At 68.4% G+C, this 19728-nt stretch carries 18 protein-coding genes; 1 reads left to right on the top strand and 17 read right to left on the bottom strand.

Going from position 1 to position 19728, the window contains the following annotated elements; translation table 11 throughout:
* Positions 1 to 25: 25 nt before the first annotated feature.
* The 15 genes from FFS56_RS11415 to FFS56_RS20685 form a co-directional block, all read right to left on the bottom strand.
* Positions 26 to 2986, bottom strand: coding sequence for a DEAD/DEAH box helicase (locus tag FFS56_RS11415; RefSeq protein WP_127012176.1), 2961 nt, complete (start codon positions 2984 to 2986; stop codon positions 26 to 28).
* A 78-nt stretch (positions 2987 to 3064) separates the two neighbouring features.
* Positions 3065 to 3475, bottom strand: coding sequence for a transcription antitermination factor NusB (gene nusB / locus FFS56_RS11420; protein WP_045265339.1), 411 nt, complete (start codon positions 3473 to 3475; stop codon positions 3065 to 3067).
* 3 nt (positions 3476 to 3478) lie between these two features.
* Positions 3479 to 4039 (bottom strand): elongation factor P, encoded by a 561-nt coding sequence (gene efp, locus FFS56_RS11425; RefSeq protein ID WP_046747145.1) that lies wholly within the window; start codon positions 4037 to 4039, stop codon positions 3479 to 3481.
* Between the two features lie 55 nt (positions 4040 to 4094).
* Positions 4095 to 4532 (bottom strand): type II 3-dehydroquinate dehydratase, encoded by a 438-nt coding sequence (locus tag FFS56_RS11430; RefSeq protein WP_046747146.1) that lies wholly within the window; start codon positions 4530 to 4532, stop codon positions 4095 to 4097.
* The gene (gene aroB / locus FFS56_RS11435) at positions 4529 to 5617 is read right to left on the bottom strand and encodes a 3-dehydroquinate synthase (protein WP_046747147.1); all 1089 of its coding nucleotides are present in this window, start codon (positions 5615 to 5617) and stop codon (positions 4529 to 4531) included. Before aroB ends, FFS56_RS11430 begins: the two co-directional genes overlap by 4 nt.
* Entirely contained in the window at positions 5614 to 6132 is a 519-nt protein-coding gene (locus FFS56_RS11440) for a shikimate kinase (protein WP_113680145.1), read from the bottom strand. Before FFS56_RS11440 ends, aroB begins: the two co-directional genes overlap by 4 nt.
* Positions 6116 to 7345, bottom strand: coding sequence for a chorismate synthase (aroC, locus tag FFS56_RS11445; RefSeq protein ID WP_046747149.1), 1230 nt, complete (start codon positions 7343 to 7345; stop codon positions 6116 to 6118). Before aroC ends, FFS56_RS11440 begins: the two co-directional genes overlap by 17 nt.
* 63 nt (positions 7346 to 7408) lie before the next feature.
* Entirely contained in the window at positions 7409 to 8221 is an 813-nt protein-coding gene (locus tag FFS56_RS11450; protein ID WP_046747150.1) for a hypothetical protein, read from the bottom strand.
* A 4-nt stretch (positions 8222 to 8225) separates the two neighbouring features.
* Positions 8226 to 9737, bottom strand: a complete 1512-nt coding sequence (gene mltG, locus FFS56_RS11455; RefSeq protein ID WP_046747151.1) for an endolytic transglycosylase MltG — start codon at positions 9735 to 9737, stop codon at positions 8226 to 8228.
* A 2-nt stretch (positions 9738 to 9739) separates the two neighbouring features.
* Positions 9740 to 10213, bottom strand: a complete 474-nt coding sequence (gene ruvX, locus FFS56_RS11460) for a Holliday junction resolvase RuvX (protein ID WP_046747152.1) — start codon at positions 10211 to 10213, stop codon at positions 9740 to 9742.
* On the bottom strand, positions 10210 to 12870 hold the full coding sequence (alaS, locus tag FFS56_RS11465; protein WP_046747153.1) for an alanine--tRNA ligase: 2661 nt from the start codon (positions 12868 to 12870) through the stop codon (positions 10210 to 10212). The genes ruvX and alaS overlap by 4 nt, the downstream gene beginning before the upstream one ends.
* 75 nt (positions 12871 to 12945) lie before the next feature.
* The gene (locus tag FFS56_RS11470; RefSeq protein WP_046747154.1) at positions 12946 to 13134 is read right to left on the bottom strand and encodes a hypothetical protein; all 189 of its coding nucleotides are present in this window, start codon (positions 13132 to 13134) and stop codon (positions 12946 to 12948) included.
* A gap of 104 nt (positions 13135 to 13238) precedes the next feature.
* Positions 13239 to 13868 carry a 30S ribosomal protein S4 gene (rpsD, locus tag FFS56_RS11475; RefSeq protein WP_052748643.1) on the bottom strand — a complete coding sequence of 210 codons (630 nt, stop codon included), beginning with the start codon at positions 13866 to 13868 and terminating at the stop codon, positions 13239 to 13241.
* A 181-nt stretch (positions 13869 to 14049) separates the two neighbouring features.
* Positions 14050 to 15423, bottom strand: coding sequence for a replication-associated recombination protein A (locus FFS56_RS11480; protein ID WP_082108568.1), 1374 nt, complete (start codon positions 15421 to 15423; stop codon positions 14050 to 14052).
* A gap of 50 nt (positions 15424 to 15473) precedes the next feature.
* Positions 15474 to 16334: a CAP domain-containing protein gene (locus tag FFS56_RS20685; RefSeq protein WP_052748644.1), complete on the bottom strand. Its 861-nt coding sequence runs from the start codon at positions 16332 to 16334 to the stop codon at positions 15474 to 15476.
* A gap of 184 nt (positions 16335 to 16518) precedes the next feature.
* Between FFS56_RS20685 and FFS56_RS11490 the strand changes: the two genes are divergently transcribed.
* Complete coding sequence (locus tag FFS56_RS11490) at positions 16519 to 16827, top strand: hypothetical protein (protein ID WP_046747155.1); 309 nt, start codon at positions 16519 to 16521, stop codon at positions 16825 to 16827.
* 28 nt (positions 16828 to 16855) lie between these two features.
* Here FFS56_RS11490 and FFS56_RS11495 read toward each other — a convergent pair whose 3' ends face one another.
* Positions 16856 to 17518: a winged helix-turn-helix domain-containing protein gene (locus tag FFS56_RS11495; RefSeq protein WP_164734094.1), complete on the bottom strand. Its 663-nt coding sequence runs from the start codon at positions 17516 to 17518 to the stop codon at positions 16856 to 16858.
* A gap of 98 nt (positions 17519 to 17616) precedes the next feature.
* Positions 17617 to 19503, bottom strand: a complete 1887-nt coding sequence (locus tag FFS56_RS11500; protein WP_127012174.1) for an FAD-dependent oxidoreductase — start codon at positions 19501 to 19503, stop codon at positions 17617 to 17619.
* Positions 19504 to 19728 lie beyond the last annotated feature (225 nt).

The following is a 19728-nucleotide window of genomic DNA, read 5'->3' on the forward strand; positions in this document are numbered from 1 at the left end:
GTCGGCACCGCCGTGAGTATTCCGGTCAGCCGTCGAACAGCCCGCGGATATCGTCGGCGGAGAGCGACTGCGCGAACAGCGCCTCGTCGTCCAGTACCGCGGTGAACAGCCGTGCCTTGCGGCGCTGCAGGTCGAGCACCTTCTCCTCGATCGTGCCGGTGGCGATCATCCGATAGACGAACACCTGGCTGTCCTGGCCGATGCGGTGCGTGCGGTCGACCGCCTGCGCTTCGGCGGCCGGATTCCACCACGGGTCGAGCAGGAACACGTAGTCGGCCTCGGTCAGGGTGAGACCGAATCCTCCGGCCTTCAGGCTGATCAGGAACACGGGCTGCTCGCCGGACGTGAACCCGTCGACCACCTGCTGGCGATGCCGCGTCGAACCGTCCAGGTGCGCGTACGGGATGCCTGCGGCGTCGAGGCGGGCCGCGGCCAGGTCGAGGAACGACGTGAACTGGCTGAACACGAGCGCACGGTGGCCTTCCGCCTGCAGCTCGATCACCCGCTCGATCAGCACGTCGAGCTTGCGGGAGCCGATCTTCGCGTCTTCGGGATCGATCAGCGCCGGTGCGAGGCTGAGCATGCGCATCAGGGTGAGCGAGCGGAACACGATGAATCGGTTGCGATCGAGGTCTTCCAGCAGCCCGAGGACCTTCTGGCGTTCGCGCTGCAGGACCACGTCGTAGAGGGCGCGGTGGGAGGCACTGAGTTCGACCTCGAGGATCTGCTCCTGCTTCGCCGGCAGGTCCGGCGCCACGATCTCCTTCGTACGCCGGAGCAGGAGTGGTCGGATGCGCCGACGCAGCTGCTCGAGACGACGCTGGCGATAGGCTCCGCCCTCCTCGTTCTCCGGCACCTTGCCCTGCTCGATCGGCTGGATGTACTGCTCGCGGAACTTCCGTGCAGAGGCGAAGAGTCCGGGAGCGGTGAGCTTCAGCAGAGCCCAGAGCTCGCTGAGGCTGTTCTCCATCGGTGTTCCGGTGACGGCGAACGTCACATCCGCTCGGAAGGAGGCGACGGCCCGGTGCAGCTTGGTCTCCGGGTTCTTCACGAACTGTGCTTCGTCGAGGATCAGACCCGCCCAGTCGATGCCCGCGTACTCGACCTCGTCGAGACGGGCGACAGAATAGGTCGTGATGACGACGTCGGCCCCACGGATGCCCTCGTCGAGGGACGGGCCCTGTGTGGACCCCCGCAGTAGCACCCGCAAGGTCGGGGCGAACCGCGCCGCCTCGTTGCGCCAGGTGGCGAGCACCGAGGTGGGAACCACCACGAGGAAGGGCCGCCGCTCCCCCGCTTCCCGCGCGTGCACGATGAGTGCCAGCAGTTGGAGCGTCTTGCCGAGACCCATGTCGTCGGCGAGGATGCCACCGAGGCGATGGCTCCACAGGAAGACGAGCCAGTCCAGCCCTTCACGCTGGTACGGACGGAGGTCGGCAGTGATACCCGACGGCACGGCGACGACAGGCACCGAGGCGGCGGTGCGCAGGCCCTCGGCGGTCGCGCGCCAGGTGACGGCGGGCAGAGCTTCATCCGCGAGGTCTTCGAACTCCTCCCAGAGATCCGTCTGGTAGCGGCTGATCCGCGGGCCGGTCTCCCATTCCTCGAGCTCCCCTGCCTCGTCGATCAGCTCGCGCAGCCGATCGAGGGCACGATGATTCAGCGAGAAGTAGCTGCCGTCGACGAGGAGGAGCTTCTTCCGGCCCTTGCTGAGCGCCGTGAACAGCGGTTCGAACGGGATGGTGCGTCCGTCGATCTTGACCAGGACTCCGAGATCGAACCAGTCCCGGTCGCTGCTCTCCACTGTAGACACCGTGATCTCGGGCTCTCCCGTGAGCTCGTGATAAGTCTTCCGACGCCCCGAGACCACGACCACGACGCCCTCGGCCTCGAGAGCGGGCACGAGGCGTGTGACGAACTCGGCGGCCGCGACATCATGGAACGAGCCTGTCGAGGCGAGCTCTTCTCCGAGGTGATCGGCCCACACCGCACGCAGAGTCTCGCGGAGCACATCTTCGGCGCCGGTGTCGCGCACGGCATCCCCGTCCTGCGCGAACGGAACCCTTCCGAAGCCGCGATACTCCCACTCGAACATGTACTTGACGGTGTCGCCTCTAAGGAATGACAGCGCGAGCACCGGGCGCGGGGCGGGCAGTGCGGGGAGCTCGACACGACCGGTCGGGCGCACCTCGATCCGACGTGCCAGCAGCGGGTAGGCGTCACGGAAGAACGCGCCCTCGTCTCCCGGGGGAACCTCGAGACCTGTCCTCGCACCGAGCAGGGCGTGCACCGGCTCGCTGAGTGGCACCTCGGCGAGCGTTACCCTGATCGCACTCCCCCGCTGGGAGATCTCGTAGACACCGCTGTGTCCGATGGTCTGCACCGAGGAGGGTTCCGCATCGTGCCCGTCGATCACGATGTGAGGGTGCACGGTGAGACCTCCGTCGTCGCCGCGTCCGACGGTCGCGCGGATCTCGGCACGATCGGCGAGCACGACGGTCGTGCTCTTCTGCATGGCGACGAGAGGGATCCCGACATCCGAGGCGGCGCGAAGATGTCCCCAGAGGAGCCCTGACTCGATCAGATCGGCGACGAGCCAGTCGCCGGCCGTGCCGGACAGGAGCGTGTCACGCGCGATGCTGAGCAGGTCGGCGAACCACCGTGAGCGATCACGTCCGTACTGCGTCGGCGAGCGTCGTACCGCGTCCCAGGTCGCAGTCCCCTGCACCCAGGACCCGGTCGAGGGGCTCTGCTCGAGCGGCCGGATCCCGAGCAGGATCTCGCCTGTGCGTGTCGCGACGTCGCGGGCGGTCGCGGTCCGTTGGGGACGGGATGCCCACGGATTCGCCCCGCGGCCGTCGCGCACTCTGAGCTCGATGCCGAGTGCGAGCGGCGTATCGGCGTCGACGCGCGCCGGACCGAGGATGCTCCTCCAGTTCGCCGACGATGCGTCTTCCGGACGAGTCGGGTCAGAAGCGAGGGACATGCAGCCATCCTCTCCGACACCGCCGACAGTGCAGTCACCGACAGTGCCGCCACCGACAGGGCTGCCGTGTACGACGGATCAGGCGGCTCGGGCCACCCGCGCGAGGACGCCGTGTACGAAGGCCCCGGAGTCGTCGGTCGAGAACTCCTTCGCGAGCTCCACCGCCTCGTCGATGGCGACGGCAGTGGGAACCTCGTCGTTGTGGAGGATCTCCCACACGGCGATGCGCAGCAGGGCGCGGTCGACAGCGGGCATCCGCTCGAGCTTCCAGTCCCTGCTGTGGGTCGTGATCTGCTCGTCGATCTCGTCGCGCGAGTCGATGATGCCGTCGACGATCTCACGGGCGTACAGCCACGAGGCCTCACGGGCGGGCTCGCTCGCCGCGCGTTTCGCCTCGGCAGCCAGCGTCACCGCGAGGTCGTCTCCGCGCACGTCGGAGGAGAACAGGATGTCGAGAGCGCGCTTGCGCGCCTTCGTCCGGGCGCTCACGCCTTACTTCTCGCGGCCGAGGTAGTCACCCGTGCGAGTGTCGACCTTGACCTTCGTGCCGCTCTCGACGAACAGCGGCACCTGGATCTCGTAGCCGGTCTCGAGCGTGGCGGGCTTGGTCCCGGCCGAGGAACGATCGCCCTGCAGGCCAGGCTCGGTGTAGGTGATCTCGAGGACCACCGACGCCGGCAGGTCGATGTACAGCGGGTTGCCGTTGTTCAGGGCGATCGTGACGTTCTGGTTCTCGAGGAGGAAGTTCTTCGCGTCGCCGACCGTGGCGGCGCCGACCGTGATCTGGTCGAAGTCGGTCTGATCCATGAAGACGTAGCCGTCGCCGTCCGTGTACAGGTACGTGTAGTCGCGGCGGTCGACGTTCTCGATCTCGATCTTCGCGCCGGCGTTGTAGGTGCGGTCAACGACCTTGCCGGAGACGACGTTCTTGAGCTTGGTGCGCACGAACGCACCGCCCTTGCCGGGCTTGACGTGCTGGAACTCGATGACGCTCCAGAGCTGCCCGTCGATGCTGAGGACGACGCCGTTCTTGATGTCTGCGGTAGATGCCATGCGCTGCGAGTTCCGTTCGTGAGTCTGCGGGGTCGGGCGGAGCCGACAGTCGATTCTAAGGGATGAGTGCTGCGAGCTGCCGCACGGCGTCCGCGTAGCCGTCCACTCCGCGCCCGACGACGCGCACGGCGGCGACGTCGTCGAGGTACGAGTGGTGCCGGAACGCCTCTCGAGCGTAGACGTCGGAGATGTGCACCTCGGCGAAGGGCAGGGACACTCCGGTGAGCGCGTCGCGAAGGACCACGGACGTGTGCGTGAGTCCGCCCGGATTGATCACGATGGCCACGCAGTCTTCACGTGCCGCGTGGATCGCGTCGATCAGCACCCCCTCGTGATTGCTCTGCACTGCGCGCACCTCGAAGCCCACGTCCGCCGCGGCATCGGCAGTGAGGCGCTCGACGTCGGCGAGCGTCGCGGTGCCGTAGATCTCCGGTTCGCGCGAGCCGAGCAGATTCAGGTTCGGCCCGTTGACGAGGAGGATGCGTCGGGTCACGCGCCCACCTCCTGGTAGGCGGCGAACATCAGCGATTCGTCCGGGGCCTGCAGCACCGTCGGCTTCGCGATGTCGTCGAGCAGGATGAACCGCAGCATGCCTCCGCGGCTCTTCTTGTCGCGCTGCATCGTGGCGAGCAGCTGCGGCCAGGCACCGGCACGGTACGACGTCGGAAGTCCCAGCGATTCCAGGATGGTGCGGTGGCGCTCGGCTGCCGTGTCCGACAGCCGTCCCGCGAGACGCGAGAGCTCGGCCGCGTACAGCATGCCGACCGAGATCGCGGCGCCGTGACGCCACCGGTAGCGCTCCGCGTGCTCGATCGCGTGGCCGAGGGTGTGGCCGTAGTTGAGGATCTCCCGCAGTCCGGCCTCGCGGAAGTCGTCCGACACGACCTCGGCCTTCATCCGGATCGCGAGCTCGACGGCACGACGGAACTCCTCGGTCGTCGGGTCCACGGCGCGTGCGGGATCTGCTTCGACGATGTCGAGGATCTCGGGCGCCCAGATGAAGCCGGCCTTCACGACCTCCGCGAAGCCCGCCGTCGCCTCGTTCGGGCTCAGGCTGGCGAGTTCGTCGAGGTCGCCGACCACAGCCGTCGGTGCCCAGAACGCTCCGACGAGGTTCTTGCCCTCGGCCGTGTTGACACCTGTCTTGCCGCCGACAGCCGCGTCCACCAGTCCGAGAACGGTCGTCGGCACCTGGATGAGCTGCACGCCGCGGAGCCAGGTCGCGGCGACGAAGCCGGCGAGGTCGGTGACGGAGCCCCCGCCGTAGCCGATCACGGCATCGGAACGCGTGAAGTCGGCCTGGCCCATGACCTGCCAGCAGAAGGCGGCGACCTCGATCCGCTTGCCCTGCTCGGCATCGGGGATCTCGGCGAGGAGCACCTCGCGCGGCCCATCGGCAGCATCGGCGAGGAGGCGGTCGCGCAGTTCGGCAGCGCGGGCCGCGAGCGTCGGCGGGTGCACGACGAGCACCTTGCGCACCCCCGGCGCGAGCGCGGCCGAGACCTGATCGAGGATCCCCCGTCCGAGCGTGATGTCGTAGGCGTCGTCTCCGGTGACGCTGATGGTCGTCGTGCTCATCGCTGCTCTCTCCTCCATGCCACGATGTCGTCCGCGATCTTCTGCATCGGACGACGTGAGGTGTCGAAGGTGGCCGAGGAGACCTCGTCGTACCACCCTCGACGCTCCTCGAAGATCTTCTTCCAGCGCTCCAATGGGTCCTCCCCCGCCAGCAGCGGACGGCTGCTGCCGCGCAGCCGATCGGCGACGGCCTCGGGACTCACGGTCAGGAACACCACCGGATGCTCGACGAGCAGATCCCGCGTCGCGGCCTTCGTCACCGCGCCTCCGCCGAGCGATATCACTCCCCCTTCGGAGAGCGCCTCGGCCACGGCCGCCCGCTCGAGGTCGCGGAAGTGCTCTTCGCCGTGCTGCTCGAAGATCACCGAGATCGGACCGTGAGCGGCGACGATCCGCTTGTCGGTGTCGATGAAGTCGACTCCGAGCCGACGCGCCACCCGCCGACCGACACTGGTCTTGCCGGCGGCCATCGGACCGACCAGCACCAGCGTCAGCGGATCAGCCGCGCTCGTCATGCGCGATGAGCGCCGCCTCGGACGCGGGGGTCGTGCGCAGCTCTTCGGGGATGCCAGCCAGGTATCCGTCGAGGTTGCGACGGGTCTCGCGGATGCTGTCTCCGCCGAACTTCTCCAGCACGGCGTTCGCGAGCTCGACCGCGACCATGGCCTCGGCGACGACGCCCGCCGCAGGCACGGCGCACACGTCGGATCGCTGGTGGTGGGCGGTGGCATCGTCTCCGGTGGAGATGTCGATCGTCCGCAGCGCATGCGGCACGGTGGCGATCGGCTTCATCCCTGCGCGCACGCGGAGAACGGTCCCCGTAGACATGCCGCCCTCGGTGCCACCGGCCCGATCGGAACCGCGGGTGATGCCCTCGGCGGTGGCGAACAGCTCGTCGTGCGCGGCGGACCCCCGCCGACGAGTGGTCTCGAAGCCGTCGCCGACCTCGACGCCCTTGATGGCCTGGATGCTCATGAGCGCCTGCGCGAGGCGCGCGTCCAGGCGACGGTCCCAGTGCACATGGGAGCCCAGTCCGGGCGGCAGCCCGTACGCGAGGACCTCGACGATGCCACCGAGGGTGTCGCCGTCCTTCTTGGCGTCGTCCACTTCGGCGACCATCAGCGCGGACGTCGCCGGGTCGAAGCACCGGAGCGGATCCGCGTCCAGCGTGTCCACGTCGTCCGGTGTGGGCAGCGAAGATCCCTCCGGCACGCGGACCGGACCGATCGACAACGTGTGGCTGACGAGCCGGATACCGAGCTCGCCGAGGAATGACCGGGCGATCGCACCGAGTGCGACGCGTGCGGCGGTCTCCCTGGCGCTCGCCCTCTCGAGGATCGGACGGGCCTCGTCGAAGTCGTACTTCTGCATGCCGACGAGGTCGGCGTGACCAGGACGTGGACGCGTGAGGGGTGCGCTGCGGCCACGGGACTTGTCCGTGAGCTCCACCGGCTCGGGGTTCATGACCTCGATCCACTTCGGCCACTCGGTGTTGCCGATCCGGAGCGCGATCGGACTGCCGAGGCTCTTCCCGTGTCGCACGCCGCCCGAGATCGTCAGCTCGTCCTGCTCGAACTTCATCCGTGAACCGCGACCGTAGCCCAGCTTGCGCCGAGCCAGATCGGCCTGGATGGCCTCGGAGGACACAGGGACGCCGGAGGGCAGTCCCTCCATGACGGCGATGAGTTCTGGGCCGTGCGATTCGCCGGCCGTGAGCACGCGGAGCATTGCTCCAGTCTCCCACGGGTTCGACCTGCCCCGCGCCGCGTTTCGTCGTCCGCGCCGACCGTCTCAGAGAGCGGCGCGCATGGCGGCGATCACCGAGTCCTCGTCCTGCAGCGCGATCGCCGGATCTCCGTTCCGGAAGATGCGGATCTGGCGCACGGCCTGGTGCAGCAGCATGCCGAGTCCGGAGACGGCACGGTCTCCGCCCCACAGCGCGGCGAGGGCAGATGGCCAGGGTGCGTACGCCACATCGAAGAGGACTCCGCCTGACGCGGCCAGTGCTGCGGCGACATCCGCGGAGAGCTCAGCGCCTCCGGGCAGCGTCGCCACGGTGAGGTCCACGTCAGTCAGCGGCGCGTCGAAGGAGTCGACGTCGACGATCACTCCGAGCCGTTCACCGAGTTCCACGAGTGCGGCAGCGGCTTCGGGGCGCCGCGCTCGGACGTCGACACGCACGGCGCCGAGCTCGGAGGCGGCGACGAGTGCGGACGACGCCGTGGCTCCCGCGCCGAGGATGCGCACCTGCCCCGCCTCGGGCACGTCGGCCTCGGTGAGAGCGTCGACGATGCCACCCACATCGGTGTTGAAACCGGCGAGATGCTCCCCCAACAGGAGCGTGTTGACCGCTCCTGTCAGCTCTGCGTGACGATCGACCGTCACCGCCGCACGGAACGCCGCCTCCTTCAGGGGCATGGTCAGCGAGAGGCCGCGCCACGTGTCGTCCAGCCCCGCGAGTGCCGGCTCGAACTCCTCAGCGGCGACTTGACGCCGGCCATAGACCCAGTCGAGTCCGAGCACGCGATATGCAGCGGCATGGAGCGCAGGCGACTTGGAATGCCCGATGGGATCGCCCCAGACCGCCAGACGAGACCGCGTCACCGGCTCAACAACCGGCGTCGGGGTTCGCCCGGCACCACTCGCGCCATTTCTCGATGCCCTGCTCGTGCTCGGCCATCGTCTCGGAGAACTGCGTCTCCCCCGTCGCCAGGTTGATCGTGACGAAGTACAGCCACGGGCCGTCGGCGGGCGCCATCGCGGCCTTGATGGCGGCATCGCTCGGGCTGGCGATGGGCGTGAGCGGCAGACCGGTGCGCACATAGGTGTTCCAGTCGTTGTCGTCCTCCAGAGCTTCCTTGGAGCTCGAGACGACCCCCTCATGCAGCGAGCCGTACCCGTACTGCGCCGTCGAGTCCATCTGCAGCTTCATGTCGATGTCGAGACGGTTCTGGATGACCCTCGACACCTTCGCGAAGTCGTCGAGCCGGCCTTCGCGCTGGATGATCGACGCGATCGTGAGGATCCGCTCCGCATCGGCGGCGGGCACGCCTGCCGCGTCGAGCGATTCCCGCGTGCGGTCCACCATGCGCTGGATCACCTGCGGCGCCGTGACTCCCGGGTCGAACTCGTACACCGCGGGGAACAGCCAGCCTTCCAGACTCGGTGCGTCCACTCCGTACGCCGAAGGATCCTGAACCGCCGCTTCGAAGTCGGCCAGCGGAAGACCGAGCGTCTCAGCCATACCGGGGAGCGACGAGACGATCGTCCCGCCCTCGGAGACGGAGACGGCGTTGGCCATCTTGTTGCCATCGTCCTTCAGCGCCGCAAGGGCGGCTTCTGCCGTCATCTTCTTCTGTAGGCGGTACACGCCCGGATAGAAGGTCACGGCGAGGTTCTCGTCGACGATGTAGTCGTAGAAGACGTCTTCGGTCTTCGTCACACCGGCTTCATAGAGGGCGGTGGACACGGGACCCCCGGTGTCCCCCTGCTTGATGGTGACGAGGGCTTCGCCGTTGGCCAGCCCGGGCTCCCAATCCTTCGACTCGCCCCACCCCATCGCATCACTGATCTTGTCGCCGTAGGTGTTCCACACCCACGCGCCGCCGGCGGCGATCCCGCCGAAGATCGCGAGAACGATCACGAGCGCGATCAAGCAGCCCTTCCGCCGCTTCTTCTTCTTGGGCTTCGCGTCGACGTTCTCATCGTGGGGGACGAAGAGGGCGTCGAGGCCACCGCCGATCGCGGGCCCCGCTGCATCGGCGACGGGAGCCGACGCCGGGACGGCCTCGGCTTGTGCCCGTGTCGTCGCGTCAGCCGCGTCAGCAGAGGCCCGCACCGGAATCGGAGACGGTGCCGACGCGTCCGCGCCGACGGCGTCATCGGCAGAGGCTCGCACCGGCGCGCTCGAAGGCTGCGCCGCCGGGCCGGCGGTGCCGCGGGCCGGTGTGGCCGTCCCCTCCCCCGAGGCCGCTTCCCTCGCGGCACGTCGCGATCCGGGAGCAGGCGCGCTGTCGTCTACGGTCGGAATCTGTCTCGTCGGTTCGGGCAGATTCTCGAACAGGTCCCCCAGCCGGGCATCGGTGTCGGGCTCGGGTGTGGCGCTGTCACGTTCAGACATCGTCAGGCGTGCTCCTCGTCAGGCGAGATGGTGGCACCGGCCGGGTTTCCGGTGCTCTTCTCCATGTCGATCGCCTGCTGCAGAAGCACCACGGCGGCGACCTGATCCACAATGCTACGAGACTTCTTCTGAGATCTCCCGGAACTGCGCAATGCCGCGTGGGCGGTCACGGTGCTCAGCCGTTCGTCCACGAGCCGCACCGGGAGCCCACTGCGCACCTGGAGCGCGGCCGCGAACTCGCGAGCGTCCGTCGTCGAGGGGGTGTCCGTTCCCTGCATGTTCACTGGCAATCCGACGACGAACTCCAACAGGTCGTACTCCTGTGCGATCTGGACGATGCGGTCGATCGAGGCGTCATCTCGCGGCACGGTCTCCACCGGCACCGCGAGCATCCCGTCGGGATCGGAGCGCGCGACACCGACCCTCGCTCTTCCCACGTCGATGCCGAGACGCACTCCGCGACGGAACCCGCTCACGCGCTGTGCAGCTCCTGGGAGATGGCGTCGAGCGCCGCGGGGAGTGCGGCGACATCCGCTCCACCGCCCTGTGCGACGTCGTCTCGTCCGCCGCCGCCGCCGCCGAGCACGCCGGCTGCGCGCTTCGCCAGCGCACCGGCCTTCGCGCCGGCCGACCGCGCCGCCTCGTTGGTGGCGACGACCACGACCGGGCGTCCGTTGACCACGGCGCCCAGTGCCACGACAGCCGCCTCAGAACCGAGCCGATCACGGACACCGTTGACGAGATCGCGCACGTCATCTGCAGAAGCCACGTCACCGAGGTTCTGCGCAGCCAGGCGGAACTCTCCGACGCGCGTCGCAGCCTCGACGATCGACGGGACCTGACCCGCCCGCTCCTTCGCCTCGAACTGCGCGATGCGCTTCTCCGCCGCCTTGAGGCTCGCGGTCAGATCGGCGATACGCTCGGGCAGCTGCTCGCGAGGAGTCTTCAACGAACTGGTGAGCTGCGACACGATGGCACGCTCAGCGGCGAGCTCGCGGAAGGCATCGGCGCCGACGAGCGCCTCGATACGGCGGTTCGATGCCCCGACCGACGACTCGCCGACCAGGCTCACGAGTCCGATCTCGGCACTCGTGCTCACGTGCGTACCCGCGCACAGCTCGCGGGACCACGGGCCGCCGATGTCGACCATGCGCACCACGTCGCCGTACTTCTCGCCGAACAGGGCCATGGCCCCGGCTTCCTTGGCCTCGTCGAGCGAGACGATGCGCGTGGTCACTTCGAGCGAGTCCTGCACCGCGCGGTTCGTGATCTCCTCGATCTCGCTTCGGGTGTCTACCGAGAGCGCCTGCGACCACGCGAAGTCGAAGCGCATGTAGCCGGCGCGGTTCAACGATCCTGCCTGCGTCGCCGTCGGACCGAGCGTGTCGCGGAGCGCGGCGTGCACGAGGTGCGTCGCCGAGTGCGCCTGGCGGGCGGCACGGCGGTTCGCGGCATCGACGACCGTGGTCGCGATGTCGTCGACGGCGACGCTTCCGCGCGTGACCTCGACGGTGTGGCTGATCAGACCGGGAACCGGCTTCTGCACATCCAGCACTTCGAGGACGTAGCCCGGGCCAACGATCGTGCCCTTGTCAGCGACCTGGCCGCCGGACTCTGCATACAGCGTCGTCTCGGCCAGCACGACCTCGGCGATCTGACCCTCGGCGGCGCTGCGCACCGGAACGCCGTCGACGAGGAGTCCGAGCACACGCGACTCGACCTCGAGCGCCGTGTACCCGTCGAATCCGGTCTCGCCCAGGGCGCGCAGTTCACGGTAGACCGACACATCGGCGAGCTGCCGCTTGCGGTTGCGGGCGTCGTCCTTGGCGCGCTGACGCTGCTCCTGCATGAGATTGTCGAAGGCGGCACGGTCGACGTCCAGCCCCGCCTCCTCGGCGACCTCGAGCGTGAGGTCGATGGGGAAACCGTAGGTGTCGTGCAGAAGGAACGCCTCCGGCCCGCTCAGCGTCTTCCCGCCGCCCTTCCTGGTCTCGTCGAGCGCGAGGTCGAGGATCGTGGAGCCGGCGACGAGGGTGCGACGGAACGTCTCCTCCTCGGCGAACGCCGACGCCGAGAGCACCGGCCAGTCCTTCTCGAGCTCGGGGTAGGTGGTCTTCATCACGTCGCGCGACGCGGCGAAGAGCTCGGGGAAGACCGGCTCGTCGACGCCGAGCAGCCGCATCGAACGGACCGTGCGGCGCATCAGACGGCGGAGGATGTATCCGCGCCCCTCGTTGGAGGGGCGGACTCCGTCGGAGAGGAGCATGAGCGAGGACCGGACGTGGTCGGCGACGACGCGGAACCGCACGTCGTCCTCATGCTGCACGCCATAGGGCCGTCCGGAGAGTTCGACGGCACGATCGAGCACGGGCCGCACCTGGTCGGACTCGTACATGTTGTCGACGCCCTGCTTGAGGAAGGCGACGCGCTCGAGGCCCATCCCGGTGTCGATGTTCTTCATCGGGAGCTCACCGACGATGTCGAACTCGGTCTTGCCGCGGATGTTCTCGATGAAGTCCTGCATGAACACGAGGTTCCAGATCTCCAGGAACCGCGAGTCGTCGACGGCGGGGCCGCCGTCCTTGCCGTAAGCGGGGCCACGATCGAAGAAGATCTCCGAGTCGGGGCCACCCGGGCCCGGCTGACCGGTGTTCCAGTAGTTGTCCGCGCGGCCGAGACGCTGGATGCGCTCGGGCTTGAGCCCGATGATGTCGCGCCAGATCGCTTCGGCCTCGTCATCGGTCTCGTAGACCGTGACCCAGAGGTCCTTCTCGTCGAAGCCGAGACCGCCGTCGGACTCCGCGCTGGTCAGCAGCTCCCAGGCGTAACGGATCGCGCCTTCCTTGAAGTAGTCGCCGAAGGACCAGTTGCCCAGCATCTGGAAGAACGTGCCGTGACGGGCGGTGCGGCCCACCTCTTCGATGTCGTTGGTGCGGATGCACTTCTGCACGTCCGCGATGCGCGGGTGCGGAGCGGGCACGACCCCGGTGAGATACGGGATCATCGGCACCATTCCGGCGACGGTGAACAGCAGGGAAGGGTCGTCGCTGACCAGAGAGGCGGAGGGGACGATGAGATGGTCGTTCTTCTCGAAGAAGTCGAGGTAACGCTGCGCGATTTCCGCAGTTTTCATAGGGGTGCCAGGTGTCCTAGGTCGCGTGGAGGGATGGTCGCGTTGAGCGATGCTGCGCGAGGCGCGCGGGAGGTGTCAGTTCTGTTCCGGCTCTGCGAGCCGAGCGTCTTCGGCGCGGTAGGCGTCGCCGATCAGGGAGGTGAAGCCGTTGATGCGGGCATCGACCTCGGCGAGGATGTCACGACCCCGCGGGTCCTTGTTCATGAAATGGGCCGCGACGAAGCCGCCGATCACTCCGATCAGGAACCACTGCAACTTCTTCATGACGCCATCCTTGCCTCTGAGCCGCGAAGGCGCGGTGATCCCATCGTATGCAAAAACGACGAGAGGCGTCGGGTTTCCCCGACGCCTCTCGTGTATGCGGTGTATCAGCGAGCCGCGTAGTACTCGACGACGAGCTGCACTTCGCAGGTCACGGGGACCTCAGCGCGCTTCGGGCGACGGACCAGACGTGCCTGGAGCTTGTCGAGCTCGACCTCGAGGTAGCCGGGAACGGGGGGCAGGACCTCGGCGTGACCGCCGGCTGCTGCCACCTGGAAGGGCTCGGTGCCCTCGCTCTTGGGCTTGACGTGGATGAGCTGACCCGGCTTCACGCGGAACGACGGGCGGTCGACAAGCTGGCCGTCGACCAGGATGTGACGGTGCACGACGAGCTGGCGAGCCTGTGCGGTGGTGCGGGCGAAGCCCGAACGCACGACGAGGGCGTCGAGACGCATCTCGAGAAGCTCGACCAGGTTCTCACCGGTCAGGCCGTCCTGACGACGAGCCTCGTTGAACGTGTTGCGCATCTGCTTCTCGCGGATGCCGTACTGCTCACGCAGGCGCTGCTTCTCACGCAGACGGACGGCGTAGTCGCTGTCTGCCTTGCGCTTGGTGCGGCCGTGCTCACCCGGAGCGTACGGGCGCTTCTCGAGGTAGCGGGCGGCCTTCGGGGTGAGTGCGACGCCGAGGGCGCGGCTGAGACGCACCTTGCGGCGGTCCTGGGACTTCGTGGTCACGAAGCGTTCCTTCCGATGACGCGGTCGCGGCTTTCGCGACTCGCGGACGTATCGTCCGCGTTCTGCCTTGGAGCGCACGCCGGGGCGCCAGCAAGGTGTGGTGTGAACGAGGAGATGCCCGAAAACTCGGTTTCGAGCCGCTCAAGTCTAACAGATCGTGTCTCTCGACCGGATCTGCGGGTCAGCGATCGCCGAGGATGCGACGGATGCGCTCGAGCCTGGAGCCGATGTCACGCTCCGCACCGAGGTTCTTCGGCTGGTAATAGCGTCGGCCGTCCAGCTCATCCGGCAGGTACTGCTGGGGCACGATCCCGAACTCGCTGTCGTGGGAGTAGACGTACCCGCGGCCGTGCCCGAGTCGCTTCGCGCCCGGATAGTGAGCGTCGCGCAGATGAAGCGGCACCCTGCCGAAACCTCCCGCACGGATGTCGGCGATCGCGGCGTCGATGCCCACATAGGCGGCGTTCGACTTGGCTGTGGTCGCCAGGTACACGGTCGCCTCCGCGAGTGGGATGCGCCCCTCCGGCATACCGATGAACGCCACGGCATCGGCAGCGGCGACGGCTATGACCATCGCCTGCGGGTCGGCGAGGCCCACGTCCTCCGACGCGGAGATGACGAGGCGCCTGGCGATGAACCGCGGATCCTCCCCCGCCTCGATCATGCGGGCCAAGTAGTGCAGCGCCGCATCGGGGTCGGATCCCCTGATCGACTTGATGAACGCACTGATGACGTCGTAGTGCTCATCACCCTGACGGTCGTACCGCAGCAGCGCCTTGTCGACCGCCTGGGCGATGTCATCGGCAGAGACCTCGGGCGGCCCCGCACTCGCGTCCTCCTCGCCACCAGCACCGTCACCGGGCTCTCCTGTCGTGGCGTGCGACAGGGCCACGGCCGCACCGGCCTCCAACCCCGTGAGGGCGCGCCGAGCATCCCCCGATGCGAGTCTCAGGAGGGCGGATCGAGCTTCGTCGCTGAGCGTGACGGCTCCGTTGAGTCCCCTGGCATCGGTCACCGCACGGTCGACGAGCACGCCGATGTCCTCGTCGGTCAGTGGCTGCAGGGTCAGCAGCAGAGAGCGCGAGAGCAATGGTGAGATCACCGAGAAGGACGGATTCTCCGTGGTCGCGGCGATGAGGATCACCCACCCGTTCTCGACCCCGGGGAGCAGAGCGTCCTGCTGCGCCTTCGTGAAGCGGTGGATCTCGTCGAGGAAGAGGATGGTGGTCTGACCGTAGAGATCGCGTTGGTTCACCGCCTCCTGCATGACTTCGCGCACGTCCTTGACGCCGGCGGTGATGGCGGACAACTCGACGAAGCGTCGCCCCGACGAACGCGCGATGGCCTGTGCCAGCGTGGTCTTGCCGGTGCCCGGCGGCCCCCACAGGATGATCGATACGGCTCCCGGCGCTGCCGCCTTCGGATCAGCGAGGGCGACGATCGGCGAACCGGCCCGGAGCAGGTGACGCTGCCCGGCGACCTCGGCGAGGGAGGTCGGGCGCATGCGCACGGCGAGGGGCGTCTGCCCGGAGAGCAGCGGCGCGGAAGGGGTCACCCGCCAAGGCTACTCGGGGCGAGCGACATCGCCGTCTCAGGAAGTCGCCGTCACTGGAAGAGGTCGACGAACTCGAGCTGCCTCGCCTGCCCGGTCGTGCCGAGGGAGATCTGGTTGCCCGGCGCCGAGGAGACCACGCGCGGTTGCCACCCGATGCTCGACACGTGTCCTCGTCCGGACACCGTGTTGCCCGGACTCCACACCCGGAGAGCCTCCATTCGAAGCCCTCGACCGGTCGTCCCCGCCGTCACCTCGGTACCGGCACCCTGCGTGCAGACGGGTGTCATCCACCCGATGTTCTGCACATGGGCCTGAAGGCAGATGACCTTGCCGGTCTGCTGCCGCACCGCGACGGCTTCGAGACCCAGCCCCTGCCCCGTGGTGCCGCCTCCGGCGATCCATCCCCGCTGAGCGACGTGGCTGCGCACGGAGGCGTCCTGCCGCGAGACCGTCGGAGTGGGCGTCGATACCGGATACTTGGCGAACACCTGCGTGGCGTAGCCGTTGACGAGACCGATGCCGATCGTCGTGTAGTCGCCGAGGATGTTCGCACGGTGCCCCGGCGAGTTCATCCATGCGGCGACGACGGTCGCCGACGAATAGCCGGATGCGACGTTCTCGGCTGCCCTGCTCCAACCCCCGGGGATCTGGCTCGAGTACTGCGGGTTGTGGTACATCCGGCCTTCGCGGGACTGGGTCGCCGACCAGTTCTGCGCGACCGTCGTCACATCCCCGTCCAGCACCAGCGGCGCCAGTCCGTTGGCGGCCCGCGCGGCGTTCGTATCCGCGAGGATCCGTGCGACATCCGCGTTCGGCGGTGGGATCTCCGCCGCGCTCACCGGCGGCACGACGCCGAGTACGGCAGTCGCGCTGACGACGAGGGCCGCGACGAGGTTTCGGGTCCACCGCATGAGCGTTCTCCTTTTCGGACTGAGGCGATCAATAGCCTAAAAGTAGTCAGTCCATCACGGAATGACGAGCGTTCGCCGTTGAACCGTGCCGAACGGCCGAACGCAGCGCATCGGTGCGACGGGCCGACGACGCTAGGCTCTGAGGCGAGGTCGCACAGCGACACAGTGAGGGGAAACAGGGCAGATGGCAGCACGCGGGTCCAAGAATGCACAGCAGCGCACGCAAGCGGAACGCGCCCGCATCCATGCGGCCCGCAACGCCGTGCATGAAGGACTGATCCGGCGCCGCACCCGAGACAACGCGATCGGGATCATCGTCGGCGTCGTGATCGTGTCGGCGGCGATCGCGAGCCAGGTCGTGCACGCGCAGGTCACTGCCCCCGAACCCACGCCCACACCCACGGTCGCTCCGACCGGGACACCGGCCCCCAGCGAGACACCGGCTCCCACCGAGGAGCCCGTTCCCAGCGAGGAACCGGCGCCCACCGAGTAGCCTGCACACGCTCTCCTGACGAGCGCCCTCATCGGGGCTCGGCCACCGCCAGGCGATAGCCCCGCTTGACGACCGTCTGGATGAGATCGCCACGCCCCAGGGAGTCGCGCAATCGCCCGACGGCGACTTCGACCGCTCGATCGCTGCGATGGCCGCCGGGAAGCACCTGACCGAGCTCCGCGCGCGAGAGCACGCGGCCGCGGGCAAGGAACAGCGCTTCGATCAGTGCCGCCGCTCCACCCGACAGGGGAACGAAGCCGTCGTCGAGAATGACGCCTCCGCTGCGAACCTCGAGGCGTCCAGCCACCGTGAGAGCGGATCCTGCCCCGCTCCGATAGTGCGCGAGGACGCTCTCCGCCAGCCCGGCCTGCGTCGACGGCTCGACGTGTCGAGCACGCAGCCCGATCGCCCGCAGTCGGGTGGCCTCCCGTTCCTCGACGGCGATGAGGAGCAGCCTTTCCGCCTCCGTCCGCCGCCGGTTGGCGTCGAGGGCGCCGGAACTCTCCGCCGCGTCGACCCACGCCGCCGTCGACGCCGTGAACAGCACAGCGTCAGCGCCGCCGGCACCTGCGCGGTGGACGGCGCGACACAGGGCGACCGGAGCCGGTGTCGTCACTCGAGGCGTGACGACACGCAGCAGCTCCGCCCCCGCTCGCTCCAAGACGCGACGCCAGCCGTCGTCGTTCGACACGCCCCTCCCGGCGGAGGGACCTCCGGCGGATCGCGCCTCGTCTGACACGATGATCCTGCATCCTGCGAGCACCGGGCGTGCCCCCGAACGCCCGGTCGTCATGCGGGGTTCTCCGCGCGCAGCGGCGAGGCGAGGTGCCGACCCATCGAGTGACCTCGATCGGCCCAGCCTGCGTCCATCGCTCTGACAGCGTTCCGTGCAGCATCGCTTGACGGCCTCGGATGCGGTGACACAGACTCGCCGCTGGGGAGCGACTGCTCCTGGGCATCGCCCGAGCCCGTGCGCAGCGGGGACTCTTCGCACAGGATCCCGACCGCGCCCAGCCGTTCCCGCAACGCCGAACGCTGCCCCCGACGGACTCCCCGCAGCTCGATCCGCGAGTCGACGACCTGCAGCGACAGGCCGAGGTCCAGCGCGATGCAGCCGATGTCGACGAGCTGCTGCGGGCCGAGCTCCCCTCCCCCCGCTGCGGAGAGGCTCACGCGACTGCCGGCAGACGCCGACCCGACCACACGACGTGCCCGCTCGCTGGAGGCGTCTTCCCCTTTCTGCGGCAACCGCTCGTCAGCCAGCTCCAAGAGCGCGCGAGCCACAGCCAGACTGCAGCGCGCACAGTCGGGCTCCCTTCCAAGACGCACCCCGAACTCGGTGAATGTGGTCAATCCTTGTGTGCGGATCACTCCCCGGAGTTCGCGCGACGACATCCCGATGTGGACGCAGGCCGGGATCGTCCCACCTTCGTCCGGAGCCGTACGCCCCAGTTCCTCGGCGACCTCGCCCCGTAGCCGTTCGCCGACGGCCCGCCGAAAGGCGACATGTCCGCTCGTATCGCCCACGAGGATGCCCCCGAGGAGAGTCTGCGCATCGTCGCTCAGGACCAGCTTGCGGTAGACACCGCCGCGACGGGAGAGCGTGACGACGTCGACCGCACCCGGAGAAGCCGCCCACGGCTCGCCGAAGCTCACGATGTCGACCCCGGCGATGGTGCGGTGGAGATAGGCTTCATGCCCCGTGAACCGCGTCGCTCCCCCGCACGCCCGCTCCGCTGCGACCTCCGCCGTGGAGTGCGCGCCCGCGGCGGAATCGACGGCACGGTCGTCGAAGCGGGCCGCTTCGCCGATCGCGAGGATGTGTGGATCCGAAGTGACGCACCGATCGTCGATGATGACCCCGCCCTGCGCGTGCACACCGAGCCCCGCGTTGCGGGCGAGTTCGTCACGCGGACGCACGCCGACCGTGAACAGCACGACATCCGCCCGTTGGAAGGTCCCGTCCTGGAACTCGAGAGCAGTGACCGCACCCGAGTCGTCCGCGTCGAGCCGCGTCGTCCTCGTACGCGTGCGCACCGCGATGCCTCGATCTGCGAGAGCGGACTGCAGCACGCCGGCACCCACCTCATCCAACCGGTCGGGCAGCAAGCGATCCGCATACTGCACGATCGTGGTTGCGACCCCCGCCGCGTCCAGAGCGACCGCCGCTTCGAGCCCGCGTCGACCTCCCCCGATCACGACGCCGCGCAGCGGGCGCCCCAGGACGCCGGATCGCGCCTCGACGAAGGTCCGGATCGCTTCCGCGTCCTCGATCGAGTGCAGCACGAAGCACCCGGGAAGCCGAGCTCCCGATACGGCAACCTGCGAAGCGAACGAACCGGTGGCGAGCACCAGCGTGTCGTAGGAGTATGTGCGCCGGGAGCGCGTTCGCACGGTGCGGGCCGTGCGATCGATGCGCAGCACGCGGTCATCACGCACCAGCCGGACGCGGTCGTCACGGAAGACGGAGCGGTCCAGTTGGAGCTCTGCGGGATCGTCGCCGGAGAGGAGCCCCGCCACCTCGGACCTGTCGTACGGACCGTACCCCTCGTCTCCGATGACGGTGACCCGCGCGGCCGTTCCCGGGTCGCGGAGCAGCCGCTCGACGAATCGATGCGCCGCCATCCCCGCTCCGACGACGACGATCTCGCCCGGTAGGGATGTGGTGTCCTTCATACTGCTCCTGTCGACCGGATGACTGTCGTCCTGGCGACCCTAAGAGGGTCGTGTTTCCCGGAGATGACGAGCTGTGTGTCCTCCGTCGAAAGATCTCATCACAGAACGGTAACGATCCCGCGTGACGCCCGGGCCTCACCCGCGGCGCTTCGGCGTACTAGGCTGAGCCTCGTCCTTTCCGCCTCCCGCGGCCCGACCGCGCAAGGAGAATCACGTGTCTGCCAA

The organism is Microbacterium sp. Beta (genome assembly GCF_005502545.1).
GTDB lineage: Bacteria > Actinomycetota > Actinomycetes > Actinomycetales > Microbacteriaceae > Microbacterium > Microbacterium oxydans.